Genomic DNA, 25812 nt, shown 5'->3' with positions numbered 1-25812 from the left:
CGTGCGTCCTGCTCGAAAGGGTGCGCCGTGGCGAGTGCCCGCGTTGCAAGGCGGGCGCACCAGGGTGAATGTCCAAGCCAGTGAAAAATTCGGCGGCGGTTTGGGCGAGCAACGCAAAGCACGCACCGATCCGGTTGGCGATTCCAATTGGCTCAAATGGTGTGACTTCTTGTGACGAGCGCGCCGTTTTGGATCATCAAGAGTGTGTCATAATGCACGGCTTGTGTCCTCTGCCGCACGAATTGACTCGACAAATTGCATTTCTGGCGTCGCAAGCGTTGCGGAACGATGATCGCTTGCTCGGTGTTCGTCCGCGTTTCTCACATCGAAAAATTTCATGGATTCATCTGGAATCAAACTGCTGCTCGTCGACGACGAAGATGACTACCGCCGTAGTTGCGGCAAGTTCATGGAACGTCTGGGGCACACGGTGCGCTCCGCGGCAAGCGGCGCCGAAGCGGTGACGATTTTGAATCGGGAGGATTTCGATGTGGCTGTGTTCGATATCGATATGCCCGGCATGAACGGCTTGGAGTTGATGCAGCGTGTCCAAGAAGACGGGATGGATGTTGAAGTCGTGTTCTTGACCGGGAAAGGCACCATTGAAACCTGCGTGCAGGCGATGCAGATGGGGGCCAGCGACTTTTTGACCAAGCCCTGTTCACTGATGGATTTGGAACATCGTCTTCAACTAGCACGCCAACGGCGATTGCTGAAGAAGGAAAACCAACAGCTCAAAAATTTGGTCACACGCAATCGTCCGGCTCCCAAACTGGTCGGGAAATCGGCTGCGGTGGCCGAGTTGTCGCGAATGATTTCCAAAGTCGCTCCCACAAAAAAGACGGTTCTGATCGAGGGCGAAAGCGGAACGGGCAAAGAAGTAGTTGCCCAGTTGATTCAGCAGCAAAGCGACTTGGCCGAGCGACCTTTTGTGACGATCAATTGCGCGGCGTTGCCAGAACAATTGGTGGAGTCCGAGTTGTTCGGACATCTGAAGGGTTCTTTCACGGGTGCGACGTCGGACAAGCCTGGATTGTTTGAGGTTGCCGACGGGGGAACCCTGTTCATCGATGAAGTTGGCGAATTGCCTTTGGCGTTGCAGCCCAAGCTGTTGCGAGTGTTGGAAGATGGCTCGCTGCGTCGCATCGGTTGCCACCGCGAACGAAAGGTCAAAGTTCGTTTGATTGCCGCGACGAATCGAGACTTGGTGGAAGAGGTGAAGGCCGGAAGATTTCGCGAAGATCTGTTCTATCGAATCAACGTCCTGGCGATCTCGCTGCCGCCGCTGCGGGAGCGTTGTGGCGACATCGAATGTTTGCTGGAGCACTTCCTGCCGCGAGGTTGGTCGCTGGATGCTGAAACCATGGCGGTTTTGAAAGCTTACCATTGGCCCGGAAATGTTCGGCAATTGATCAACGTGGTCGAGCGAGCAACCATCCTCGCCGATCATCAGACGATCACAATGGATGACCTACCAAGAGAAATCGTGCACGCCACTGATCACGAAGACACCAGTGCCGTGGCGACGTCATCGAATGGGCTGCCCAACGCAGAACCGATTCAAGACTCCGTGGATCTCGTGAGTGAAGAAATCGTTTCTGTCACGCCTGTGCCTGCGATTGGGGATTGTCATTTGCCACTGGATGAACTGATCAAACGCCACGTGACCGAGGTCTTGGAACAACTTGGTGGAAACAAAGCCAAGACCGCCAGGCAACTGGGAATTCATCGTCGCAAGCTGTACCGCATGCTCGAACGTTTCGAAGCAAACGCCCCACTGGAGGATTGCTGATGTCGGCTAACAACAAACAGAAACTCACCACCTTGGTCGGAATGGATGGATCGGAACCATCGCGTCAAGCACTGGAGTCCTTTGCGTTGTCGTCCATCGCGGAAGACTGCGACGTAACGCTGATGCGGTTCATGCCATCGCCACCTGTCTACACCGTCGACGACGCCGTCACTCCGTGGATTCCGACGGACATTTTTCAAATGCAAGCCGATGCGGAAGAGGCGTCTTTGTCCCGGATCCGAGACGAATACAAAGATCGTTTCGCGGGGTGCCGAACACTGCTTTCACAAGGGCATCCGGGGCGAGGTTTGGTGGAACAGGCCGCTGACATGAACGCAGATTGGGTGCTGGTCGGATCGGTGGGACGCACGGCGATGGAACGTGTGTTCCTGGGTAGCACCTCGGACTACGTTGCCAATCATGCTGCGTGCAGTTGTTTGGTGCATCGTCCATCACATCGATTGGACGTGAGCGGTCAACCGTTCTTCTCACGCGTCACGATTGCTTTGAGCAACAACATGCACGACAGCCTATTGCCGCAGTGGATCAGTCGGCTTGGCTTTCGAGGCAATTGTGACATTCAGTTGATTCACGTCATGGAAACGCATGCGGAGTACGACCTGGATCTTCTGAAAAAGATCTCAGCCTACATGCAGGAGGTTCGCTCGGTGGCTTGGAAGCAGATGGAAGCCACTCGTGAGCAACTGCGAATGAAAGGAATGGACGCCCACGTCACGCTATTGGAGTCGCCTCATGTGGGGCAGGCGGTGGTGGAACACGCCGAAAAACACAACAGCGATTTGATCATCGTGGGCGATCACGACCAACCATTGTTGGAACGTGTGCTGTTGGGCAGCGTCAGCCGTTATGTGGTTCGGCATGCAAAGCAGTCCGTTCTGATCGCTCGAAAGTGAGCCAATATGTCACGGCCGCAGGTGGTTTGCAGGTCTCCGCGGTGACTGAGCGTGCGTGTGTGTCACACGAATGAAGCTGCTAGGCAATCGTTTGGATTGGTCTATCTCTTGCAAGGAATTTCGTACGTGCGGATGCGTCACCTGTGGCGTTGACGCGTGTCCGCCATTTCTTTTCCCCCGGTTGAGGACAGAACGATGAGAATTCTGCTGGCGATTGATTCTTCCACCTACGCTCAGAGAGCGGTCGAATTCGCTTCGAATCTGCCGATCCGGAAACCCATCGATTTTGATATCGTTTCCGTGGTCGCGCCGCCCATGATGGTGGACACCGGCTCAATGAGCATGCCTCTGGATCTGGGAGCGTTTCTCGACGTTGAAACGGAGCGTTCGAAAGAAGCGATGGAAGAGGTGGCGGCGAAGTTGGAGACGCTGGACCACGTGCACTCGGTTCACCAGCATGTGCCAACGGGCCCGCCCGCCTCGACGATTGTGAGTGTCGCCGAGCGTACCCAGGCGGATCTTGTGGTCGTTGGGGCAATCGGTCATTCCGCGATGGAACGAGTGCTGCTGGGAAGTGTTTCGGACTACGTCGCGACGCATGCGAGCTGCAGTGCGTTGATCGTCCGGTCACCCGGCAGTGGCAATGTGCCGGTGGAATTGAACAAGATCATGCTTGCGTTGTCTGGTCAGAAAGAAGACGAACGGATGCTGGCCTGGTTGCGAGAGATGAAGTTAAAACCCAGCGTGGAGGTTCACTTGGTTCGCGTGTTGGATCGTTTCACATTTTATCGTCAGGACCTACGTCAACATGCTTCCGACGTTTGGGATTCGCAGTACGAGCACGCTCAATCGCAGATCCTTGATTTTGAAACGCAGTTGCAAGCCTTGGGCTTGAACACGGAGACGCATCTTGTGGAAGCCGACCACGTGGGCGATGCCTTGGTCGAGTACGCTCGACAACATGGATGCGACCTGACCGTCACGGGCGATAGCGACAGCGGAATGCTAACGCGAATGTTGTTGGGAAGCACGTCGCGGTATGTGCTGCGTCACGCTGAGTGCAGCACGTTGATCGTCCGAGCCGACGAGGGGCAGACTGAATCCGAACCCAATCAGCAACAGCAATCGGTTGTGGGAGCCTGAACGCGGACGAGGGGCACGTGATTTCGCGTGCCCCTTTTGTGTTTTGGCTGAAGTGGTGATTGGTTCACGCCAGACAGAAAAGAAACAACGTTGCCAACAAAAAGCGTCGGTAACGTTGTTTGGTGGCACGAACGACACTCGTTCGAGATCAACCGTTTGCGGTCACCTTGGACTGCTCTTGAGTGCCTTGCTTCAGGTTTTTGATCATGCGATTGCGAGTGATCCAAACACTGCAAGGAACGTGTCGCAGGACATACTGCGAGGTGCTGCCGAGCAGAAACCGACTGAACTGCGACCTTGGCGTTTCGCCCAGCACGACCAGATTCATCTCGTTGGCTTCGGTGAATCGCGTGATCCCTTCGCCGTAGTGAACGTCTTCCAGGAAGTGAGTGATCACATGATCGGAAACTTCCTCGAGTTGTTCTTGGGCTTTGGCGAGATCGTCTTTGTAGTGTTGGATGAACGACGTGTCGCTGTACAAATCATTCAAGCAAGTGGCAATTGAAACCACGTGCAGTTCTGTGTTGCCGTGCCAAGGACACTCTTGGAACTCCTCCAAAGCAGCTTGGCAGGGGCCCGTGCCCTCGTATGCCAAGCAGACTCGCAGAGGCGATCCTGGTTTGGGAAGCAAGTCCGGGCGGACGACCAACACGCTGCAGGGAGCATGGGTGGCGACAAAATCGCTGACGCTGCCCAAGAGCATGCGGCTGATTTGCGAATGCCCCGTGGCACCAACCACCACCAAGTCGGCGTTCAACTCCTTGGCCTTTTGAACGATCGATTCGCCGACCACGCCTTCCAGCAATTCACACTGAACGTCGACATCGGCACCGTCGAACAATGGTTCGATCTTGGCCAGCATCTTCTCTGCGTTTTGACGATCTTGTTCGTAGGCTTTTTGAATCAGTTCATTCGTGGCATAGCTTGAATGAACGAATCGTGGTTGAACCACCGTGACGATGGTGAGTTTGACTGGATCGAAATGGGGGATCCGAGCTAAGAATTTGGCAGCTTGCTCGGATGGGTTGGATCCATCAACCGCTAGTAGTACGTTGCGCATGGCACTCACTCCTCAAATACCGCGATCACTCAAACTCAGAGGCGTCGCTTGATCGCACCCAGCGGCGTTCTCGGATTTGAGTGATGCAACGCTGATGCCAATCACATTGGTCGTGTGTTTGGGTGCCTTTGCGTGCGGGTGTGCACGACAGAGCGGATTGCAACGTGATTGCGACACATTGCTCGAGGCTTTTGTGTGTCGCGGGAGCGCGTTTTTGGGGGTGACCAAGGTTCATTCGCGGGCGAGAAGCACAAGAATGCAGCTGCCGTCGTCGATGACGGTCAAACCCGCATCGCGAGCAGCTTGGCTGGCTTCTTCGTGTTCCGCACCTGGCTGCATCCATAAATGCTTCACGCCTGCCGCGATCGCGTCGTCAACAACCCGCCGTGTCACCTCCGGCGGTGTGATGATCGACACCGCCTCCGGGACTTCCGGAAGATCCTGAAGTCGCGGGTACGCACGATGGCCTTCGATTTCTTCGGTGACCGGATTCAATGGAAACGCGGTTCGACCGGACCCCAGCAGGGCTCGAAAAACCTTGTTGCCGTATTTGTGCTGACGAGCCGAAGCCCCCGCGACGGCGTAGGTCGATGAGGATAGAAAATCAGAGATGGCGTTTTGCATGATTGCCGGTCCGGCCAGGATTGTTCCAAAGAGACGATTCACCAAGGAAATGATCGTCCAAGTCGATCATCCGCTCTAGGTAGATTTGTTGTCGATCAAGAACACGATCTCGGTCAGATACTTTTTCGGGTTACCTTTGAAAATCATCCCAGGACCCTTGTGGTAGATCTCTCGAGTGGGCGATTGATAGCGAAGGTTGTGTTCTTTGGCGTGAGAGATGATGCGTTCGTACGATCGGCCGAGGTCTTCGTACGGTCCCAGGTGCATCAGCGAGAGTGCCCGTCCACCCGGAAGTTCTTTGACCGTGATTTCATCCGTGGAATCGCCTTTCTTGATCGGCATGCAGGCTTCGAAATCCGCGTCATGTTCTTTGTATTCGCTGTCGTGATGCAGCAACATCGGTTTGCCTTGGATGAAGCGTCCCAGCTTGCGGCCAATTTTCGCGAATCCTTTGCCGCATTCGTGGTAGGCCCCCTTCATTCGAATGCTGGCGATTAAACATGGAGCGAATTCTTTTTCTTCGACGGCATAGGTGGACTGGTTCATCGTGCGTGTGGCCTCGGTTTCATGGGTGATGATGCGGTCAAGCAACCCAGCGATTTCGCGGTCCCTTTTCATTCGCGACTTGATCGCACTTCGTTGCGAGGCGAGTCGTTCCAGGATGTCCGCGTCATCGTCGTGTTCGCTGACCATTTTTCGAACTTCAGCGACGGTGAATTCGAGTGCACGCAGTTGCGCGATCACCCGAGCAAGATCAATTTGCGACTCCGAGTAGTAGCGATAGCCGCTGCCGGCTTCCACGTGGGTCGGATTCAAAACACCTTGCTCGTGATAGAACCGTAGTGACTTGATCGTCAGTCCGGTAATCTTCGAAAATTCGCCGATGCTGAACATGTCAGTCATGCTACGGCCTCCTCCAAGGGGAGAGTCAAACGCAAAATTGCCAGAAAATCGAAGCGTATTTTGCACGTCAAAACGCCGATGTTCGATGGGTGGAGCAACAAGCGATGAAATGGCTTTCCAAGCAATTTGTCTTTTGGCTAAACAGGATCGCTCCATGGGGCGGCGGACATCGGGTCCCCGTGATCAGCACTGAAGAGTTGGCACATCGGATTCGCGCCCGAGACCCATCGTTGATTTTGGTGGACGCGAGGTCGGATGCCGAACGAAGTGTCTCACGAATTCCTGGTGCGATTTCGGTGGATGAGTTTCAACGTCGATCCACCGAGTTTGGCGAACGCTGCGTCGTGGCGTCCTGCACCGTGGGCGGCCGCAGTTGGTTCTTTGCACACCGCTGCATCCGTCAGGGAATGAACGCGGTGAACCATCAAGACGGCATTTTGGGGTGGTGTGAGTCGGGGCTCGAATTGGAATCGCCGACCGGGGAGGTCACTCACAACGTTCACACGCACAACCGATGGTTCGGTGCGCCCACTGGTTATCAACAAGTCAACAGAAAGTGTGACTCTGGGCACAGAGTGGGCGAATGAGCGCGCTTTTCTGATGCAGAGCAGTCCCGCGTCAAAGCTTGCGGGAATCTTTTCCGGAATCGTGATGGAAATTCACGCTCAAGGTGGAAATTGCATCGGCGAGTGTTGTTACATTCCTGCTTGTCAGACGAAACGCAAACCATGAATCATTTTCTTCGATTCGATGGCACTCTTCGCGGACGGCAAATCATGCAATCCACTTTTCGCGACGACGATGAAGCCGAACAAACGTCCGTCTCTGGACCCATGCGACACCGCTATCCGAAGGCGGTGGCCGTGTTTTGTGTCGTGTTGGGATTGTTAGCGGGTTTGGGAACGTTCACGTTTGGTTATGGCAAAGGGGCGAGCTATCTCAGCAACGATCCCAACACGTGTGTGAACTGTCACGTGATGCAGTCCCATTTGGATTCATGGCAGCAGAGTTCGCATCACCACGTCGCTGTTTGCAACGACTGCCACCTGCCACATGACAAAATCGGAAAGTGGGTGGTCAAGGGCGAAAACGGGTTCTTCCACTCGTTGGCCTTCACATTGGGTGGCTACTCAGATCCCATCGAAATCAAAGCCCGCAATCGCCGAGTGACACAGAGCACTTGCGTTGATTGTCACCGAGACTTCGTTCACTCCATGTTGCCAGCGACAAGCAACGGCGACATGCAAAATTGCGTGCACTGTCATTCGGACGTGGGGCATGCCGGTCATGGCCGCGTCGACGCGACACGCAATCGCTAACTGTTGAATTCATTTCTTTTTCGAACCTCTTCACGTTTTCTTGCAAAGGTGTGTGATGTCCAATTCGCGATCGAGCAGTTTTGGATGGCTGGTGCTGCTGACAGCCTTGACGGCGCTTGCGACCTTTGGCGTGGTGGCTTTGCTGGTCAACATCTTTGAACGCAAGCAAGAAGCGAGGGCTCCTTTCACTCGTGTGGTGGAGGTCACGGAAGTCAGTACGGATCCAAAGCCTTGGGGACTGAACTTCCCTCAACAGTACGAGGACTATCTGAAGACGGTCGATGATGAGTACACCGACTACGGCGGGAATCACGCGTTGCCGCCGAGCAAGCTGGAAGAGTCACCATGGTTGAAACGATTGTTCAATGGTTACGCGTTCAGCATCGACTACCGAGAGGCTCGTGGACACGCGCACATGTTGGCTGACCAGGAAGTCACCAAGCGTGTGACGGAAGTGCAGCAATCCGGTGCGTGCTTGCATTGTCACGCGTCGATCGTTGCCACCTATCGCCGAATTGGTTTGGAAAAAGAAGGTGAAAACGCCGATGCAAAAGCACTCGCCAATGGGTTCCAGCAAGAGGCGGTGATGGCGGGATTCCGCGAAGTTAGCACCAAAAAGTATGAAGAAGTGCACGCGGAAGTCGAAAAGACGCCGGACGGAATGGACGTCGCTTCCGGGGATCCTCACATGGGCGGCGCCCATCCGGTTTCTTGTGTCGATTGTCACGAACCCGAAACGATGGCGATTCGTGTCACACGTCCTGGATTCATTTTGGGAATCGACAAGCTTGCCAAGAGCGACGCGGAAGTTCCGCATTTGCCCAGCGTGCGAGCGTGGCGAGAGGCCGGGAAAAAAGGCAACTACGATCCCAACACGATGGCCTCGCGACAGGAGATGCGTTCGTTCGTCTGCGGTCAATGTCACGTTGAGTACTACTGTGCGAACAAAATGACTTTGACGTATCCGTGGAGCAACGGCCTGAAGATGGAGGACTTGGAAGCCGAATGGGATTCGACCACCTTCCCGGACGGCGGCGAGTTTTACGACTACGTCCACAAGACCACCGGGACGAAGGTCTACAAGGCTCAGCATCCCGAGTTCGAATTGTGGAGCCAAGGCATTCACGCGCGGGCGGGGGTGAGCTGTAGCGATTGCCACATGCCGTTTGAAAAAGTGGGGGCCACCAAAGTCAGCAGCCACTGGGTTCGCAGTCCCATGCTGAACATCAACAAGGCATGTCAAACTTGTCACAAGGTCCCCGAGGACGAAATCAAAGCACGGGTGGATGTGATCCAAGACCGCACGAAAGCTTTGATCGATCGAGCCGCCGCCGCGATGACGGAAATGCTCGATGCCATCATTGAGGTCCAGGAGAACGGGGCGTCCGAAGATCAGCTCGAACCCATTCGCGACTTGCAACGCAAAGCGATGTGGCGATTGGACTACATCGCCAGCGAAAACAGCAAAGGCTTCCACGCTAGCCAAGAGGCCGCGCGGATTTTGGGCGAATCGATCGACTACAGCCGCCAAGCGATTGCGATGGCCTATCGCTTGGAATTGAAAGATGAGGAAGCAAAGCCGGCGGATTCGCAGTCGACCGAAACGGATGCCGATGCGGAGGAGTCCGAGTCCGCCGAGGAATCAGAAGCATCAAACGGTGAGTGACGCAGCCCCTTGATGGCCGCGGTGCGGGTGATCGATCATGATGGGTTCCAATCATGATCGACCCGCGTTGTTTTTGGCCTCACCATGCAGAGTAGCTGTCGTCTCGTCCTTGTCTTTGCCGCGTTGGCTGCGTTTTGTGGCACTCCGCGATTGGTGGCTCAAGCCACAGCCGACGTGCGAATGCAGGCATCTTCTTCGGCGGTGACCGCTGCTCGAAAGCTCATCAGCCAATCCATTCAAACGGATCGAATTGAATCACCCGGGCGAGTGGTGGTGGTTTACTTCACGCCTCAGGGCCGATTGCCGGCGGCCAAACACGTCGGACGCATTCGCCGAATTGTTGAAGAAACGGCGAAGTTCTATGAATCCGAACTGAAACGCCACGGATTTCCAAATCGATCGATGCATGTCCTGCGAGATGCTCGCGGGCAAGTGGAGGTCATCGATGTTGTAGGACATGAGTCGGACTACCATTCACCGGATGGTCAGCGGATCCGCGACGAAGTCGTTCCCGTGCTTCGCCAACGAGGCATCGACGCGGACGCTTCCGTGTTGCTGTTGTTTTGCAATTTGATGGACTACGATCCGGTGGCCAGCAAGATCTCTCACCACAGTCCCTACTACGGTGGCGGAACTCACTTGTCGGGGACGGCATGGCAGTGTGATTCCGAGATCCTGGATCCGAAACGGTTTCGAGATGCCACGCCGCTCACGGATGCTGAGTACGGCCGCATCACGATTGGTCGTCATAACTCGATCTTCATCGGCGGCGTGATTCATGAATTGGGCCACGCATTGTCGCTTCCACATTGTCGTCAACGTCCCGACGAAGCTCAGCGTGGAACGGCGTTGATGGGATCAGGCAATCGCACGTACGCACAGCAATTGCGTGGCGAAGGAAAAGGCACGTTCCTTACTCAGGCTCATGCGTTTCGTTTGGCGGCACATCCGGTGTTCAATCGGCAAGTTCCCAAGTCCGTTCACCAACGTGTCAGCACCGATTTTAAACAACTTTCTGTCCATGCCAGCGATTCGAATTCCATTCAGGTATCCGGTGTTGTTCGAAGCAACATTCCGACGCATGCGGTCATTGCTTATTTCGATCCTGATGGAGGTGGTGACTACGACGCGACCACGGCATCGACCGTCCCGTCGAGCCAAGGCCGATTCGCCTTTCGCAGCGGTCCATTGGGGACAAACGTCTCCGGTGAGCTTCGCATTGTCGCCTGCCATGTCAACGGAACCACCAGCAGTCGGTCGGTGAGGTATGACATCGATCGCGAAGGCCGACCTGATCTGTCGATTGCTCGGATGGAACTGCAGTTGCAACCCATGATCGACGCACTTCGAACAGACGATCTGGCGTTGGCGGAGGCACGCTTGCAAGACATTGCGGGGGAAGATGCGGGACTGATCAATATCGGCCGGAAAGTCTTGGATCGTTTTCAGTCGGCGTCCTCGACGGGTTCTCCTCGCCCATTGAGTGTGGCTGCGAAAGAGGTTGCCGGCGATGTCTCTTCCATGCCGCTATCTGTTTTGCTTCCCAAACAAGCGGAAGTCGGCTGGCTGCAACCGACTTATGACTCGGTTCCCGCGAAGGAGCGTCTGCTGTCCCTGGGCGGCGACTACTTTGCTCGCGGAATCTACGCTCATGCTCCCGCGAAGCATGTTTATGAACTGGGTCGCCAATGGAAACGATTGAAAGGCCGGTGTGGTGTTCAAGGCGATCGGTTTGGGCAAGTGGACTTTCAGATTCTCGGTGACGGTCAATCTCTTTGGGCCGCGAAACGCGTCACGGCGGGTCATGGCAAGACCCTTGATTTGGATGTATCGAAGGTGAAAGTCTTGACGTTGAAGGTGACCGACGGTGGAAACGGGCTGGGCGGAGATTGGGGTGTCTGGATCGAGCCCACATTGACTCGTTGAGTCATCGTTTCCTATCCAGCTCACATTCTTTCTGTCCAGTTCACATTCTGTTTTCAACCACTTTCAACACGGCGTATCGATGGCGCAAGTTTTTGTCGCGGGAGGCACCGGCAACACGGGGCACCTGCTCCTGGGGGAATTGCTTTCACGCGGACATCGAGTGGTCACGGTGGTGCGTTCGGTCGAGCGTCTTCGAGAGCGTCTTGGTGACTTCGACGAGAGTCGTTGCACGATCGTTAAAGGCAGTTTGCTGGATCTGCCGGCCGAACGATTGCGAGACCATGTTCAAGGTTGCGATGCCATTGCATCGTGCCTGGGACACAACCTGACGTTTCGCGGCATGTACGGTCATCCACGTCGTCTGGTTACCGACGCGGTGCGGCGTTTGTGTCAGACGGTCCGCGAGCTTCGTCCCGAGTCACCGGTTCGATTCGTGCTGATGAGTTCGTCCGGTGTTCGCAATGCAAATTTGAATGAAAAACGCACACTCGCGGAACGCGCCGCGTTTGGAATGCTGCGAACGTTGGTTCCGCCTCACGTCGACAATGAGCTTGCCGCGAAGGTTTTGCAAACGGAAATTGGTGATGACGATCCGTTGATCCACTGGGCGACGGTGCGTCCTGACACACTGCATGATCCGGAGCGGGTGACTGAATATCGATTAGAACCGTCACCGATACGAAGTCCACTATTCAACTCCGGCAGGTCCAGTCGCCGGAATGTTGCTCACTTCATCGCGGAACTGATCACTGATGACAAGACATGGGCTGCATGGCGTTCCCAGACACCGGTGCTGTATGACCGGGATTGATGACTTGGAAGTCAGCGTTTCTGATGTGCTTCCACCTTTTGACATGTGTTTCTGTCCTATTCGTTCCGCCCTGTTTTTCACCAGCGATGACCAAGATCTATCACAACCCACGATGCACCAAATCACGTCAAGCGTTGCAGTTGTTGCAGGATCGCGGCGTGGAAGCGGAAGTCATCAAATACTTGGAAACCCCGCCGACAAAGAAAGAGTTGACGGAGATCATCAAGCTATTGAATGTGCCTGCTGAAGCATTGGTGCGGAAGAAAGAAGCTCTCTACAAAGAGCTTGGTCTGGGCGAGAAGAAGCTGACCAAGCAAGAATGGATCGCCACCATGTTGGAGCATCCCAAGCTGATCGAGCGGCCCATCGTGATCCACAACGGCAAAGCCGCCATTGGGCGTCCGACCGAGAACATCGCTGAGATTTTGGACGCGTAGGTTGGCGGACAATGAAAACGCTGCCTGGTTTGATTGTCTTCGACCTCGATTTCACGCTGTGGGATTGTGGTGGCACTTGGTGCGATTGCTTGACGCCGCCCTTTCGTCGATCGGATACGCGGTTGCTGGATCGAGGCGATCGACACATTCGTTTGTACGACGATGTTCACGCCATCTTGGACCGTTGTGATGAGCACAATGTGCCAATGGCGCTCGCGTCACGGACGGAGCGTCCTCCGTGGGCTCGCGAATTGGTGGAAATGTTGGGAATCACTTCTCGGTTTCGTCATGCCGAGATCTACCCGTCGTCAAAGCGAAAGCATTTCGATGCGTTGAGCCGCGAAAGTGGAGTGGCGTTCGATCAGATGCTGTTTTTTGACGATGAGATGCGAAACATCCGCGAGGTGGGCTCGTTGGGGGTGACCAGCGTGTTCGTTGAGGACGGAATGTCTCGCGAATTATTTGAAGATGGCCTCTCACGTTTCGCGGCGCGATAAACTGAAACCGGGGCGTCGGTTTTGAACTTCGCAGAGGCGAGCGATGAATATCCAGTTGATCCGCACGGCAATTTGTTGCCTCACCGTCGGCTTGTCGCTCTTTGCCGGTGGGGAAAAAGCCGCTTCGCAGGAAGCAACTTCCGTTTCCCTGAAGGCTCAGGCCATCGAAAAAGGGCTGCGTTACGTCGCGTCCGCCGGAGAGCGTTGGATCGAAAAGCGAGGTTGTGTGTCCTGTCATCAGGTTCCAACTCTGATTTGGAGCCATCAAGCCGCGGTTGATTTGGATGCCCCCGGGGCGCGCGACAAGCTTCGACAATGGAGCGAGTGGTCAACGAACGTCGTCAACTTTGTCAAACCAGAACAAAAGGCCGACGTCGATCATGACGCCACGATGTCGGCGAACATCGACACAATGACTCAGTTGTTGCTGGCGATCCCCGAGCCACCAACCAACACGTCGGCCAGACCTAGTACGGACTCCGCATGGCGAACGAAATTTGCGAACCATTTGAAAGACGAACAGGCTCCGGATGGTTCGTGGCGAGCCTGCGGGCAGCTTCCCGCTCAGCGACGTCCGCAACCGGAAACCACCGCGACCACGACCGCCTGGACATCCCTGGCTCTGCTTCGCGAAGGCGTCGTGTTTAATTTGCAATCGGCGTTGGAGGTGATCGATGCCATTGAGAACGCGCAATCGACCGAGTTCCTTGCGGCAAGGCTCTTGCTGACGAAACAACTGGCAACGACCGGTGACATCTCCATTCGCGAAAAAGGCGTTGAGGAGCTATCGCTTTGGCGAGAACGATTGATCGAGATGCAGAATGACGACGGTGGTTGGGGATGGAAGGCGGGAGAGTCCAGCGACGCGCTCGGCACCGGTTACGCCCTGTATGCTCTCGCAATTGCCGGCGCCGATGCGTCCGTGCTACAGGCTGCAACAGATCATTTGGTCAGCACGCAGGAGGCCAGCGGACGCTGGAAAGTTCCCGGCACGAAAGCATCGGCGAAAGGACGTCCAACAGCGACCGCGAATGATTGGGGAAGTGCATGGGCGGTGATTGCACTTTCAACGACCGTGAAACACGATGGCTGATCCGAGAGATCTGTAACAAGTCCTGGATTGGCCTGGATTTGAGGCGGTGGATTCTCGTAGATCCGCCATCATGTACCCCTTACGCGTTGTCGGGCGTTTTTCCAAACGGTGGCTGATTGTGATGCTGCTGGTTGGGAACGGGTGCGCCAATCCGGACCGAACCTGGACGTTTCGCACGGAGACCCCACCTCCTTTTTCGACCGATGGTGAAATCGTCGCGCCCGATCGTTGGTGGACCTCGTTCAACGACATCCAGTTGAATGCTCGTGTCGATCAAGCGATGAGCGGCAACTTCACGCTCGCGGCGGCTTTGCAGCGATTGTATGCGGCGCGGGCTCTCACTCGACGCGAAGCATCGGATTTGTGGCCGGACCTAAACGGCGTCGCTGATTATGGTGCCACGATGGGACCCGGTGACGATCGGTCGAGTTTCATATGGGGCTTGGACGCGGGTTACCAAGTCGACTTGTGGGGTGAGATCGAATCACGGGTGGACGCGGAACGCTTGCGGACCTCGGCGACTCGCGAAGACTATCACGCGATCGCGTTGACGCTTTCCGCCGAAATTTCGCGGACGTGGTTTTCGCTGATCGAAGCCCACGCGCAGGTCGCCTTGTTGGACGAACAAATCGATTCCAACGAAATGGGGCTGGCACTGCAGGAAGCTCGTTTTGCATCTGGTTTGATCCTCAGCCCGGACGTCCTGCGTCAACGACAACTGTTAGAAGCCACCTTGGAACAGCGAGTCATCGTGAAGTCTCGCATCGCCGTGCTGGAGCACCAGCTCGCGGTCTTGCTGGGCGAGATGCCTCAGGCCGCGGAGTACGATCCCGGAACGGAGCTTCCCGGTTTGCCGCCGCTTCCCGCCACGGGGCTGCCGTCGGAATTGCTGCAGCGTCGGCCGGATGTGCGTCGTGACTACTTGGCGTTTCGTGCCGCGGACCGAGACCTGGCGTCGGCGATCAGTGCTCAGTACCCGCGCATCAATCTGTCGGGGTCGCTGTTGAATGTTTCGGAGTCTCCGGAAACCATTTTCCGCGACTGGTTTGTTTCCATCGGCGCATCCATGATCGCACCCTTGTTTGATGGGGGGCAGCGTCGGGCGGAGGTCGATCGCACCGCGGCGGTCAAGCGAGAGTTGTTCAACTTCTATGGTCAAACGATGCTGGAAGCGTTCGGCGAGGTGGAAGACGCCTTGGCCCAAGAACGCTACCAGCTCGAACGCATTGAACATCTGGAGAATCAGGTCGAGTTGGCGCGGCAATCGTCCGAGCAATTGCGGGAGCAGTACCTGATCGGCGACGCGGATTACCTGGATGTGCTCAGTGCCATCACCGGCCAGCAAAGATTGCAGCGCGAAACGCTATCGGCTCAACTAGACTTGGTGCTCATTCGCGTTTCGCTCTACCTGGCACTGGCGGGTGGTTTCGACACGCGACCGCAAGACTTTGAATTATTGGAATCGACCGTGGAAATTGTCTCGGAGACCGTTGTTGATGAATAATGCGTCGAATCAGCGACCCAAATGGCGCTGGCTTCGCATTCTTGGCACCGCGATCACCTGCTTGGCAATCTTGGGAGCATCGGCCGCAGCGGTCGTGGTGATCAACAAAACCGAACCCACCGCTCAACAGATCAACGCCACTCGCAAGTCGTCGGCTTTGGTGAACACCATCGTCGCCGAACGTGGTTCTTACGCGCCCCAACTGGTGGTGCTGGGGACCGTGGAAGCGGCCCGTGATATCACACTCAGTCCACGTGTTAGTGGCCAAGTCGTCGAACTCTCCAAGGACTTTTTGCCTGGAGGCATGGTTCGCGAAGGGGAACTGCTGCTGCGGATTGATCCGGCGGATTTTGAGAATGCGGTGTCCATCAGCAACAGTGAACTTCTGCAAAAAGAAGCCACCTGGGAAATCGAGCAGGCTCGTCAGCGATTGGCGGTCAAAGAACTCGAGATGCTCGAGAGCACCATCAAGAACACGAACCGATCCTTGGTGCTTCGCGAACCGCAGATCGCATCGATCAAAGCGGAGATTGCTGCTGCCAAAGCCGCCTTGGCGCGTGCCCAATTGGATTTGGATCGCACTGAAGTCATCGCTCCATTCGACGCGCAGATTCTTTCCCGATCGGTGAACATCGGTTCGCAAGTCGGCCCCGGAGACGAACTCGGGCGTCTGATCGGTTTGGACGAATACTGGATCATGGCTGCGGTGCCGGTTCGCAATCTTCGTTGGGTTCAATTCCCTGAAGCCGCGGAAGAAGAACGCATGGTCGATGGTGAAGATTTGGGCAGCGATACCTTCGCTGAAGATGCGAACGGTTTCCAAGATGGGATGGTGGAAGGATCGCGTGTGCTGTTGCGTGATCCGGATGCGTGGGGGCCCGACGTGACGCGGGAAGGACGCGTCGAGAGAATGATCGGAACGTTGGATCAACAAACTCGTTTGGCTCGGGTCTTGATCACGGTCAATGATCCATTGGGCCGAGAAAGCGACCTACCGCCGTTGATCCTGGACACCTTGATTGAAACCCGAATCGAAGGACGCATGATCGAGGACGTGGTGCGTTTGCCTCGGGAGTTCGTTCGCGACAAAGACACCGTGTGGGTCATGAAAGACGAGAAACTCGAGATCCGAGACACGGAAGTGATTTTTCGCGATGCGGAATATGCCTACATCCGGTCCGGTGTCGACGCGGGGGATGAGATTGTCACAACCACGTTGGCGACGGTCGCAACGGGTGTCGGGCTCAGAAAAATCACCAACGATGCCGAAGATGATGACGACGCGAAAGACGCCGAGTCAGAGGAGACAACGGAGTGACCTCGTTGTCGCAGAAGTTGGTTCCCGAGGGCGGTCCGATCGCTTGGATGGCACGCAATTCGATTGCGGCCAACCTGCTGATGATCTTGCTACTTGGCGGTGGAATCTGGTCCGCCCTGACAATCCAAAAAGAAGTCTTTCCACAATTCCAGCTCGACATTGTCGAGGTCGCCGTCGGCTATCCGGGTGCGGCTCCGGAGGAGGTTGAACAGGGGATCCTGCGGCCAATCGAAGAAGCCGTCCGAGGTGTCGAAGGCATTCGCGAAATCACCAGTGAAGCTCGTGAAGGACGCGGTGAAGTGCTGATCGAGTTGGTCGGTGGCGAAGACCGCATGAAGGTCCTGCAGGATGTCGACCAAGCGGTCAGTCGCATTCGCACGTTTCCGGATCAGATCGAACAACCCGAAGTGCGTCTGCAGTCACGTCAGCAAGAAGTGATGCAAGTCGCGATCTATGGTCCGATTGATATCTGGGCGTTGAGAAAGCTAGCCGAGCAACTTCGCGACCAACTGCAATCCAAAGAACAGATCACACAAGTCGAACTTCGTCGCGTCCCAGCATACGTCACCCACGTTGAGATTCCTCGGCAAAAACTCCGAGAGTATGGGCTGACGCTGCCCGATGTCGCGGGCATCATTCGGCAATCCAGCCAAGACGTAGCGGCCGGCTCGGTTCAGACGACTTCGGGTGAGATCCTGTTGCGGGTCAAGGCTCGTAAGCAATGGGCGGAAGAATTCGCCGGAATCGAAATCGTGGCGGGACGAGATGGGCCGATGGTCACCTTGGGTGACATCGCCATCATTCGTGATGGGTTTGAGGAAGTCGGGTTTCACTCACAGTTCAGCCAAACACCGTCCGTCGAACTTGATATCTATCGCGTTGGCAATCAGTCGCCGATGGATGTCGCCGAAGCGGTCGAAGAAACCATGGCCGAGTTCGAATCCGTTTTGCCGCCCGGTGTGAAATGGCGAATCGACAGCAACAACGCGGAAGAGTTTCGTCGGCGATTGATGTTGGTCGCGGAAAACGCTGCGATGGCGGTGGTGATCGTGCTGGTGATCTTGTCGTTGTTCTTGGAATTCCGTTTGGCGTTTTGGGTCATGATGGGGATGGCGGTCTCATTCATCGGCGGCGTGCTGCTGCTGCCGGTGACCGGTGTCAGCATCAACATGATTTCCTTGTTTGGTTTCTTGGTGGTGTTGGGGATCGTTGTCGATGACGCCGTGGTCGTTGGCGAGAACGTTTATGAGAAACGTCAATCGCTGAAGGATCACGAAAATGCTGCGGTTGAGGGAACGCAAGAGGTTTCGGGGCCGGTGACGTTCAGCATTCTGACCAACATCGTGGCGTTTGTGCCTCTGCTGTTCATCCCAGGAGAAACCGGCAAATTTTGGGGGCCGTTGCCCGTCGTTGTGATCATCGTGCTCGCGCTTTCGTTGATCGAGTCGCTGTTCATCCTGCCTGCCCACCTCGCTCATGCTCGCGATGCCGGACGCAATCCCAATAGCATCGGTGCCAAGCTTCATCACGGCCAACAGCGGTTCAGCCAAGCGTTCAATCGTCTGGTCGAGTTTTTCTATCGACCGATACTGATGCTGACGCTCCGTTTTCGTTACGTCACCGCGTCGTTGGCGCTGGCACTGTTTGTCGTCATCGGTGGCTATGCGACGAGCGCCCACATGGGACTGATCCTGATGCCTGAGGTATCGGCGGATGAGATCGAAGCGGGGGTTCGAATGCCAGTGGGAACCACGCAGGATCAGGCTGCCAAGATTGCCGAAACGGTGACCGAAGCCAGCATCAAGATGTTCGAGGAACACAACCTCTACGAGGTGGCCGAGGGAATCAAAACAAACGTTCGCGGGCAAAGCTTCATTGATGTGGAAATCGTGATGAAGCCGCCGGATCAGCGTGACATGACCGCGAATGAAGTCATCGAACTTTGGCGAGAATCCATCGGTGATTTGCCTGGTGTGAATCAGGTGACCTTCGAAGCGGAACGCGGCCCCGGCGGTCATCGTCGCGCGATCAGCATCGACCTCAGTCATAGCGACATCTCCGTGTTGGAGTCCGCAGCGTCGGCGTTTGTCGAACGCGTTGAAAGCTACGCCAACGTGCGAGACGTGAGCGACAACTACAACAAGGGCAAGACTCAATACGATTTCAAGCTGCGACCGGAAGGACGCTCGCTCGGATTGACGGACGAAGATCTCGGCGAGCAACTACGTGGCGCCTTCTTTGGTTCGTTGGCACTGCGACTGATTCGCGGCACCAACGAAACGGAGGTGCGGGTCAAGCTTCCGGAAGACCAGCGAGAAGACATTCACAACTTGGAAGATCTGATCATTCGCACCCCGAACGGATCGGAGGTGCCACTGCTCGACGTTGCGGAAGTGGAGGAAACGCTCGCGTTTCGGTCCATCAATCGCCGCGACGGACGACGCGCAATCAATGTGTCGATGGATGTCGAGCCCAAGCGTGCCGTGACCCAGGTCATTGAAGCACTGAAATCGCAGGAGCTACCGAGACTGCGTGAGGACTACCCCGGGATCACATGGACCTTCGAGGGAAGTGATGCGGAAATGCGGGCCGCGACGTCGTCTCTGTGGGGATCGTTCGGGTTGGCACTCGCGGTCATTTACTCGTTGTTGGCGATCGCCTTCCGTGGATATGTGCAACCCTTGATCGTTTTGGTTGCGATTCCGTTTGGAGTGGTGGGCGCCATCATCGGCCACATCATGTTGGGCTATGATCTGTCGTTGGTGAGCCTGATGGGCGTCATCGCGTTGTCTGGTGTCGTGATCAACGACTCGTTGATCATGATTGATTACGCCAATCGACAACGCGGATCACAGTCCGCGTTCGATGCGATCTCGCAAGCCGGGTTGCGACGTTTCCGCCCAATCATGCTGACCACATTGACCACGTTCGGCGGTTTGATGCCACTGATCTTTGAGGATTCACTGCAGGCCCAATACATCATTCCAATGGCCATTTCGTTGGGCTTCGGAATTCTTTTCGCGACCGCGATCATTCTGGTGTTGGTGCCCTGTCTGTATCTCATCTTGGAAGACATTCAGGGAATGTTCACCGCCAAGACTGAGACGCCTTGACGGTGGCGTCAGCGAGGCAGCTCAGAATCAGTCGCGATCCAAGATAATGCGATAGCGAGCGTCACCGCTGCGGAGTCGCTCGAACGCGTCGTTGACTTTGCTCATCGGGAAGTGTTCTGTCACCGGAGCGATCTTATGTCTCGCCGCGAAATCCAGCATGCGGCGAATGATGACCGGCGGCCCAACGGGCGATGCACCCACACTGAGTTGCTTGAAAAGCATGTCAGGTAGAAGGCCGATCTCCATGGGCTCCGTCAACGCACCCACCATGTGCAGTCGACCATGCGTCTTCAGCGTGCCGAGGACTTTGTTCCAATCCAGCGGCACGTTGATCGTCGACAGCACCAAATCAAAACGCAGATCGGTGCTGGCGATCGCATCCATGTCTCTCGAATTGATCGTGTGATGAGCACCCATCTCCAGCGCTTCTTCTTGTTTGCTTTCTGATGTGAACGCCGTCACCTCGCATCCCCAGGCATTGGCAAATTTCAATGCCATGTGCCCCAGTCCGCCGATACCGATCACGCCGACCGACGATGTTGGAGACAGATCCAACTGAACAAACGGATTGAATACCGTGATCCCACCGCAGAGCAATGGACCGGCTTCCTGTGCTGCCAAGCCGTCAGGAACTTTGACGACGCTCGCCGATTTGGCTCGCACAACATCCGCAAAACCACCGTGACGTCCAACGATGGTCGAGCTGGCATCGGCACATAGATTGTGATCGCCGCTCATGCATTGATCACACACCATGCAGTATCCCGCATGCCAACCAAGTCCCACGCGGTCTCCCACGGACAAGTGAGTCACATGGTCTCCAATCGCGGAGACCTTGCCGATCACTTCGTGCCCGGGAACCAACGGGTACTCACTCATGTCCCAATCGTTGTCGACCATGCTCAGGTCGCTGTGGCAAATTCCACAAGTTTCGACGTCAATGTCAACTTCATCCGGTTGCAGATCACCTAGTTCATATTCGTAGGGTTCAAAGCTGCCTTTGGGTTCGTTGACGGCGTAAGCATGGACGGTTTTCATTGGAACGTTTGGGGTCATTGGTCGTCAGTTGGAAACACAAAACACGTCGCAGTGTGACTCAGACTGCACGATTCAAACCGGTTCAGTCCACACTGCATGCTTCCTCTTGATAGGCAGGGAAGTCCGTGTAGCCCTCAGGTCCATGCGAATACCATACCGACATATCCGCGTCCTCAGCCAACGGCCAACCGTTTTGAAATCGTTCAACCAGATCGGGGTTGCTGATGTACGGACGTCCGAAGGCGATCAGGTCAGCAGCACCATCCACGATCGCTTCTTCGGCCGACTCTCTTGTGTAGCCAACATTGCCCATCAAGGGGCCGGAAAAGACCTTGCGGATGTCTCGCAGCGTCATCACGGGGCCAAGCTCGTGAAAGCCGAAACCAGTTCCATCCATCACATGCAGGTAGGCCAGTCCAAAGGCATCCAGTTGTCGAGCAACATAAGTGAATTGTTCGATGTAGTCCGGCGATCCCATGTCGTTGAACGCACCGTTGGGTGACAGACGAACTCCGACGCGGTCGTTTTGCCAAACACTGGTCACCGCTTCGACGACTTCACCCAGCAATCGATAGCGGTTCTCGATGCTACCACCGTAATTGTCTTCCCGGTGGTTGGTTTTTGATTGCAAGAACTCGTCGAGCAAATACCCATTGGCGGAGTGAATTTCGACCCCGTCGAATCCAGCTTGCTTGGCGAATTCGGCCGCGCGGCGGTAATCCTCGACAACGCCGGGCAGTTCAGAAGTTTCCAGTGCACGTGGCGTTTCGTAAGGTTTTTTCCCAGAAGGGGTGTGAACGCCGTCCCCTTCAATCTTGATCGCCGAAGGTGCGACGGGCAGGTCGCCGTTATGAAAATCGCTGTGCGAGGCTCGGCCAGTGTGCCACAGTTGAAGGAAAATTCGGCCGCCCGCCTCATGCACCGAATTCACCACCTGTTTCCAGTGGTCCGCCATGGTTTCGTTGTAAATGCCGGGTGTTTGCGGCCAGCCGATGCCCTGTTCCGAAACCACCGTGGCCTCACTGATGATCAATCCAGCCGAAGCACGCTGGGTGTAGTACTCCGCCATCAACGCATTGGGCAGGCGTTCCTCACCCGCTCGAGCGCGAGTGAGCGGCGCCATGATCACGCGGTTCGGAAGCGTCAAATCGCCAATTTGAAAAGGTTGCAGCAGAGCAGATTTGGTTTCAGGAGTGTTCATGACAGTGGTCTTGGATGTGATGAGTTTGTCTGGTTTTCGGTTCGTTAATGTCGAATGTCGCTTTCGAGACATCGCACTGTAGATGTCCGGCTACGGCGGTCGTCCGCACGAAGGCGATGGTCGCGACGGCGCATAAAAAAACGAAAACCAGATCAAAGTCCGGTTTTCGTTGCAGATGAGCGTCGATGAAATCCGGTTTCCCGGGCGAACTCTGACGTCAAAACGGCCACGTTCGAGGCGGGAAACTCAGACGAGAGAGATCGCGTAGAGCATTTCACGAGCAATCTGTCGGTTCCGCTCGTCGTAGGTGGCGGACTCGACGTCCGTTCCATCCGACACCTTGGGGTCTTCGTATTGGATAGGCAGTCGAAGATCGCATCCAGGGACAATCGGACATGCTTCATCCGCGCTGGAGCAAGTCATCACGGCCGCGAAATCTGACTTGGGATTCGGGGCTTCGTGGAAGACTTTCGAAAAGCACAGCAATGGGTCGGCATCGTCGGAGTAGCGAACGGCGTAAACCGGATTGGTCGCGTCTTCCTTTTCTTGCGTGATCTGAAAACCACATCGCTTCAAAGCGGAAGCGATGCGTGAGTTCATCGCGGTTGTTTCAGTACCACCGGAGAATGTCTGCACGCCGGTCAAACCCATCCGGTCCGCAGCCGCCTTCGCCCAAATTTGAGTCAAGTGACTGCGTCTGGAATTGTGAGTGCAGATGAACGTCAGCTGAACGGATCCCGATTTCGAGATGGAATCCCGGATGTATCCAGCCATCTGTTTGAGTTCATCGCGACGAGTATCCAGGATTTGATCCCATTCGCCTTCGCGTTGTTTCGCGAATTCGTTGAGTGATTCATACAACTCAATTGTAGTCGACGTCATGAAGCGACTCGTAGTCAAAGGAGAGATAGAGCAATGCGATATCGTCCTCGATTCATGAAGCACTTGGACGATAAGCCGGTGGTGTAAGCGACGAACCGCATTCGAGCAATACGGCGTTACGCCAGAGCCTTCTCGAACAAAGCCAACATGCGCGCCCAAGCTTTTTCCGCTTGTTCCGGGTTGTGGACGCGAGTGTCCGGTGGGCACCAACCATGGCCGGCGGGATAGACCTCAATCTCAGCATCGAGTCCTGCGTCCGCGAAAGACTTCTTCAAAACCGTTTTCGCTTCCGCATCGCGAGCGTCATCGTTTTCCGCGATGGCGATCAAAAAGTCCGCTTTCATTTGAGGGATCAACAGGTGCGGGCTGTCATCGCCGTCTTTGACCAGACCGCCGCCGTGGAAGGTGGCCGCGGCTCCGATGCGATCCGCGACGGCAGCGGCCGTGCGGAACACGATGGGGCCGCCCATGCAGTAGCCAGTGGTTCCCACCTTCTTGTTCGTGTCGACTTGTGGTTGTCGATCCAACCAACCCACAAACGCTTTCGCGTCCGTCATGTGAGTTTCAGGGGTCAACGCGCGGGCCAGCGATCGAACATCCGAGATGGACGTGTTGGCACCATCCTTGGCCGTGGGAGCGGCTTGTTGGCGGTAAAACGGGTTCACGACCAAAACGCTGTAACCTGACTCCGCGAGCCGCTTTCCCATTTCGCGAAACGCGGGACGCAGTCCAAAGATGTCTGGCCAAATCAAAACCGCTGCGTGGGCACCGGACTGTGGTGCCACAAAGTAAGCATCGCAAGTCCCATCGGGGGTCGTGATGGAAACGTCTTGTTCGTTCACCTCGGCCGCATTGGCAACGCGAGGCAACATCATGGCCGCTCCCAGTCCGGCGGCGGCCAGTGTTCCCAAGTCGCGTCGTGAATACTTCTTCAAATCTTCTTCGAAATGATCCTGATCACACATGATTGGCAACGTCTTTGAAGGGGGCGATGGAGGTCGTTTGGATCCGAAGGTCGGGACCTATAAAAAACGATCCGCATCATAGTGGTTCATGATGCGGATCGTGTGAATCAACTGTATCGATTGCTGTGTTTACTTGGCGATGCAGTAGAGATGCGACTTTCCACGCAGGAAAATTTCGTCACCCACGATCGCGGGGGACGCGTCGATTTCTTCTTCCAATTCATTGGTGGCGACGGTTTGAAATTCGTTTCCATGTTTCAGAACCAACGTGGTTCCGTCGCGGCCGGTGAAGTAGATGTGGTCCGCCGCCGCGACGGGCGACGCGTAGACCGACGAAATGTCGGGCAAGCGTGTTTGGTCGATCAACAATTCACCCGTCTTCGCTGATCGCGAAACCAACACGCCGTTGTTGGACTTCACAAAGTACAGTTGGCCTTTGTAAAGCACCGGCGAAGGCACGTAAGGAGCGGCGTCTTCTTCGTACCAGGTGATTTGATCGCTATCCGTGATGTCGCCTTTGGAATTCAATGGAATCGAGTAGATCGCGTAGCCACGAAAACCGGTCATCACGATCACGTTGTCTTCGAAACGAACCGGCGACGGGATGGGGTTGCCCGCTTGGCCACCGCACTCCCAAATCAATTCACCGGTCATCAGGTCGTAACTGCGGACTCGCTTGGAACCATTGGTGATGACTTGGGTTCGTCCGTCGTATTCGGTGATCAGTGGTGTGGACCAAGTCGTTTGTTCGTCGCGGGATTGACGCCATTTCTCTTCACCCGTTTGAGCGTCCAGTGCAACGATGAAGGATTCGCCTTCATGATCCCACGGCACAACCAAAACGTCGTTGTGAATGGAGGGAGAGCTTCCTTCGCCGAATTGGGCGCGGGTTTGCATCTGGCCAAGGTTCACATCCCAGAGTTGCTTTCCTTCAAGATCAAGGCAAAACACACCTCGCGAACCGAAGGACATGTAGAGTCGTTTTCCATCGGTGACGGGTGACGACGAGGCGAAGTTGTTTGTGTTGTGTCCGGCTTCGTGAGGAACCTGTTGCGTGACCGAGGTGCGCCACACTTCTTCGCCGTTGGATCGGTTGTACGCGATGACCATGAAGTCGTAGTAGTTTGTTGGCTGGGCTCCGCCACCAAACCCACCGCGTCCTCGACCACGACCCCGGCCTCTTCCACCGCGACCGGGCCCACGTCGATCATCATCGGATCCCGGCTCGGCGGATCGTCGTGGGGGAGCCTCTGGTTGAGGTGTTTCTTCGGCGGCTGATTCTTCGCCGGCGGGTTTCTCCGCAACGCGATCCGTTTTGACGGCGGTGCTGACATAGACTCGATCACCCAGCACGATCGGTGTGCTGCTTCCGACACCGGGGACATCGATTTTCCATCGGATGTTCTCAGACTCACTCCAGGTGATCGGAGGATTGGAATCCTCGGCGACTCCGGATCCATCGGGACCACGCCACTGCGGCCAATCTCGATTGATGTCGGCGGCCGGTGCGGTCGGGACCAAAGATGTTGATCCGCCGGCCATCATGGTCACCGCGAGCAGAGAGGAAGACCTCAAGAAACGACTCACGGACGTGCGGCGGCGGGGG

The 25812-nt window shown here is 55.7% G+C and carries 23 protein-coding genes; 15 read left to right on the top strand and 8 right to left on the bottom strand.

Features of this window, described 5'->3' with window-relative positions; all coding sequences use genetic code 11:
• Position 1: 1 nt before the first annotated feature.
• From LOC70_RS10555 to LOC70_RS10540, 4 genes are all read left to right on the top strand, one after another.
• Complete coding sequence (locus LOC70_RS10555) at positions 2-175, top strand: hypothetical protein (protein WP_230253564.1); 174 nt, start codon at positions 2-4, stop codon at positions 173-175.
• Positions 176-337: 162 nt separating this feature from the next.
• Positions 338-1792 carry a sigma-54-dependent transcriptional regulator gene (locus LOC70_RS10550; RefSeq protein ID WP_230253563.1) on the top strand — a complete coding sequence of 485 codons (1455 nt, stop codon included), beginning with the start codon at positions 338-340 and terminating at the stop codon, positions 1790-1792.
• A complete protein-coding gene (locus LOC70_RS10545) occupies positions 1792-2706 on the top strand; it encodes a universal stress protein (RefSeq protein ID WP_230253562.1) in 915 nt (304 codons plus the stop codon). The genes LOC70_RS10550 and LOC70_RS10545 overlap by 1 nt, the downstream gene beginning before the upstream one ends.
• A gap of 195 nt (positions 2707-2901) precedes the next feature.
• Entirely contained in the window at positions 2902-3849 is a 948-nt protein-coding gene (locus LOC70_RS10540) for a universal stress protein (protein ID WP_230253561.1), read from the top strand.
• 148 nt (positions 3850-3997) lie between these two features.
• On the opposite strand, the gene LOC70_RS10535 is transcribed toward LOC70_RS10540, so the two are convergent.
• From LOC70_RS10535 to LOC70_RS10525, 3 genes are all read right to left on the bottom strand, one after another.
• The gene (locus LOC70_RS10535) at positions 3998-4909 is read right to left on the bottom strand and encodes a universal stress protein (protein WP_230253560.1); all 912 of its coding nucleotides are present in this window, start codon (positions 4907-4909) and stop codon (positions 3998-4000) included.
• Positions 4910-5140: 231 nt separating this feature from the next.
• Positions 5141-5533, bottom strand: coding sequence for a CoA-binding protein (locus LOC70_RS10530; protein WP_230253559.1), 393 nt, complete (start codon positions 5531-5533; stop codon positions 5141-5143).
• Positions 5534-5608: 75 nt separating this feature from the next.
• Complete coding sequence (locus LOC70_RS10525) at positions 5609-6436, bottom strand: MerR family transcriptional regulator (RefSeq protein WP_230253558.1); 828 nt, start codon at positions 6434-6436, stop codon at positions 5609-5611.
• A 104-nt stretch (positions 6437-6540) separates the two neighbouring features.
• On the opposite strand from LOC70_RS10525, the gene LOC70_RS10520 reads away from it, so the two are divergent.
• From LOC70_RS10520 to LOC70_RS10470, 11 genes are all read left to right on the top strand, one after another.
• Positions 6541-7023, top strand: coding sequence for a rhodanese-like domain-containing protein (locus LOC70_RS10520; RefSeq protein WP_230253557.1), 483 nt, complete (start codon positions 6541-6543; stop codon positions 7021-7023).
• 246 nt (positions 7024-7269) lie between these two features.
• Positions 7270-7755, top strand: a complete 486-nt coding sequence (gene nrfH / locus LOC70_RS10515) for a cytochrome c nitrite reductase small subunit (RefSeq protein WP_306796881.1) — start codon at positions 7270-7272, stop codon at positions 7753-7755.
• 55 nt (positions 7756-7810) lie between these two features.
• Positions 7811-9421 carry an ammonia-forming cytochrome c nitrite reductase subunit c552 gene (locus LOC70_RS10510; protein WP_230253555.1) on the top strand — a complete coding sequence of 537 codons (1611 nt, stop codon included), beginning with the start codon at positions 7811-7813 and terminating at the stop codon, positions 9419-9421.
• A 153-nt stretch (positions 9422-9574) separates the two neighbouring features.
• Positions 9575-11347 (top strand): NPCBM/NEW2 domain-containing protein, encoded by a 1773-nt coding sequence (locus tag LOC70_RS10505; protein WP_230253554.1) that lies wholly within the window; start codon positions 9575-9577, stop codon positions 11345-11347.
• Positions 11348-11426: 79 nt separating this feature from the next.
• Positions 11427-12158 (top strand): NAD(P)-dependent oxidoreductase, encoded by a 732-nt coding sequence (locus LOC70_RS10500; protein WP_230253553.1) that lies wholly within the window; start codon positions 11427-11429, stop codon positions 12156-12158.
• Between the two features lie 86 nt (positions 12159-12244).
• Entirely contained in the window at positions 12245-12595 is a 351-nt protein-coding gene (gene arsC, locus LOC70_RS10495; RefSeq protein WP_230253656.1) for an arsenate reductase (glutaredoxin), read from the top strand.
• Positions 12596-12606: 11 nt separating this feature from the next.
• Positions 12607-13092, top strand: a complete 486-nt coding sequence (locus tag LOC70_RS10490; protein WP_230253552.1) for a magnesium-dependent phosphatase-1 — start codon at positions 12607-12609, stop codon at positions 13090-13092.
• Between the two features lie 43 nt (positions 13093-13135).
• Positions 13136-14185, top strand: a complete 1050-nt coding sequence (locus tag LOC70_RS10485; RefSeq protein WP_230253551.1) for a prenyltransferase/squalene oxidase repeat-containing protein — start codon at positions 13136-13138, stop codon at positions 14183-14185.
• Between the two features lie 70 nt (positions 14186-14255).
• Positions 14256-15689: a TolC family protein gene (locus tag LOC70_RS10480; RefSeq protein WP_230253550.1), complete on the top strand. Its 1434-nt coding sequence runs from the start codon at positions 14256-14258 to the stop codon at positions 15687-15689.
• Positions 15682-17007: an efflux RND transporter periplasmic adaptor subunit gene (locus tag LOC70_RS10475; RefSeq protein ID WP_230253549.1), complete on the top strand. Its 1326-nt coding sequence runs from the start codon at positions 15682-15684 to the stop codon at positions 17005-17007. Before LOC70_RS10480 ends, LOC70_RS10475 begins: the two co-directional genes overlap by 8 nt.
• A complete protein-coding gene (locus LOC70_RS10470; RefSeq protein WP_230253548.1) occupies positions 17004-20120 on the top strand; it encodes an efflux RND transporter permease subunit in 3117 nt (1038 codons plus the stop codon). Before LOC70_RS10475 ends, LOC70_RS10470 begins: the two co-directional genes overlap by 4 nt.
• A 27-nt stretch (positions 20121-20147) precedes the next feature.
• Here the strand turns inward: LOC70_RS10470 and ahr are convergent, their stop codons facing one another.
• The 5 genes from ahr to LOC70_RS10445 all read right to left on the bottom strand — a co-directional run bounded on the left by ahr (position 20148) and on the right by LOC70_RS10445 (position 25751).
• Complete coding sequence (ahr, locus tag LOC70_RS10465) at positions 20148-21158, bottom strand: NADPH-dependent aldehyde reductase Ahr (protein WP_230253547.1); 1011 nt, start codon at positions 21156-21158, stop codon at positions 20148-20150.
• An 82-nt stretch (positions 21159-21240) separates the two neighbouring features.
• A complete protein-coding gene (locus LOC70_RS10460) occupies positions 21241-22359 on the bottom strand; it encodes an alkene reductase (protein WP_230253546.1) in 1119 nt (372 codons plus the stop codon).
• 246 nt (positions 22360-22605) lie between these two features.
• On the bottom strand, positions 22606-23241 hold the full coding sequence (locus LOC70_RS10455; RefSeq protein WP_230253545.1) for a protein-tyrosine-phosphatase: 636 nt from the start codon (positions 23239-23241) through the stop codon (positions 22606-22608).
• Positions 23242-23357: 116 nt separating this feature from the next.
• Complete coding sequence (locus LOC70_RS10450; RefSeq protein ID WP_230253544.1) at positions 23358-24206, bottom strand: dienelactone hydrolase family protein; 849 nt, start codon at positions 24204-24206, stop codon at positions 23358-23360.
• A gap of 129 nt (positions 24207-24335) precedes the next feature.
• Entirely contained in the window at positions 24336-25751 is a 1416-nt protein-coding gene (locus LOC70_RS10445; RefSeq protein WP_230253655.1) for an outer membrane protein assembly factor BamB family protein, read from the bottom strand.
• Positions 25752-25812 lie beyond the last annotated feature (61 nt).

The sequence above is a fragment of the Rhodopirellula halodulae genome (assembly GCF_020966775.1).
In the GTDB taxonomy this organism is placed as follows: Bacteria; Planctomycetota; Planctomycetia; order Pirellulales; family Pirellulaceae; genus Rhodopirellula; species Rhodopirellula halodulae.
The sequence above is the reverse complement of the archived record's forward strand: the minus strand, read 5'-3'. Positions and strand labels throughout refer to the sequence as shown.

Bases quoted from the DNA above. Each gene is read 5' to 3' on its own strand.
- LOC70_RS10550 (WP_230253563.1), top strand. From the start codon at position 338: ATGGATTCATCTGGAATCAAACTGCTGCTCGTCGACGACGAAGATGAC.
- LOC70_RS10545 (WP_230253562.1), top strand. From the start codon at position 1,792: ATGTCGGCTAACAACAAACAGAAACTCACCACCTTGGTCGGAATGGAT.
- LOC70_RS10540 (WP_230253561.1), top strand. From the start codon at position 2,902: ATGAGAATTCTGCTGGCGATTGATTCTTCCACCTACGCTCAGAGAGCG.
- LOC70_RS10535 (WP_230253560.1), bottom strand. From the start codon at position 4,909: ATGCGCAACGTACTACTAGCGGTTGATGGATCCAACCCATCCGAGCAA.
- LOC70_RS10530 (WP_230253559.1), bottom strand. From the start codon at position 5,533: ATGCAAAACGCCATCTCTGATTTTCTATCCTCATCGACCTACGCCGTC.
- LOC70_RS10525 (WP_230253558.1), bottom strand. From the start codon at position 6,436: ATGACTGACATGTTCAGCATCGGCGAATTTTCGAAGATTACCGGACTG.
- LOC70_RS10520 (WP_230253557.1), top strand. From the start codon at position 6,541: ATGAAATGGCTTTCCAAGCAATTTGTCTTTTGGCTAAACAGGATCGCT.
- nrfH (WP_306796881.1), top strand. From the start codon at position 7,270: ATGCGACACCGCTATCCGAAGGCGGTGGCCGTGTTTTGTGTCGTGTTG.
- LOC70_RS10510 (WP_230253555.1), top strand. From the start codon at position 7,811: ATGTCCAATTCGCGATCGAGCAGTTTTGGATGGCTGGTGCTGCTGACA.
- LOC70_RS10500 (WP_230253553.1), top strand. From the start codon at position 11,427: ATGGCGCAAGTTTTTGTCGCGGGAGGCACCGGCAACACGGGGCACCTG.
- arsC (WP_230253656.1), top strand. From the start codon at position 12,245: ATGACCAAGATCTATCACAACCCACGATGCACCAAATCACGTCAAGCG.
- LOC70_RS10490 (WP_230253552.1), top strand. From the start codon at position 12,607: ATGAAAACGCTGCCTGGTTTGATTGTCTTCGACCTCGATTTCACGCTG.
- LOC70_RS10485 (WP_230253551.1), top strand. From the start codon at position 13,136: ATGAATATCCAGTTGATCCGCACGGCAATTTGTTGCCTCACCGTCGGC.
- LOC70_RS10480 (WP_230253550.1), top strand. From the start codon at position 14,256: ATGTACCCCTTACGCGTTGTCGGGCGTTTTTCCAAACGGTGGCTGATT.
- LOC70_RS10475 (WP_230253549.1), top strand. From the start codon at position 15,682: ATGAATAATGCGTCGAATCAGCGACCCAAATGGCGCTGGCTTCGCATT.
- ahr (WP_230253547.1), bottom strand. From the start codon at position 21,158: ATGAAAACCGTCCATGCTTACGCCGTCAACGAACCCAAAGGCAGCTTT.
- LOC70_RS10460 (WP_230253546.1), bottom strand. From the start codon at position 22,359: ATGAACACTCCTGAAACCAAATCTGCTCTGCTGCAACCTTTTCAAATT.
- LOC70_RS10455 (WP_230253545.1), bottom strand. From the start codon at position 23,241: ATGACGTCGACTACAATTGAGTTGTATGAATCACTCAACGAATTCGCG.
- LOC70_RS10450 (WP_230253544.1), bottom strand. From the start codon at position 24,206: ATGTGTGATCAGGATCATTTCGAAGAAGATTTGAAGAAGTATTCACGA.
- LOC70_RS10445 (WP_230253655.1), bottom strand. From the start codon at position 25,751: ATGATGGCCGGCGGATCAACATCTTTGGTCCCGACCGCACCGGCCGCC.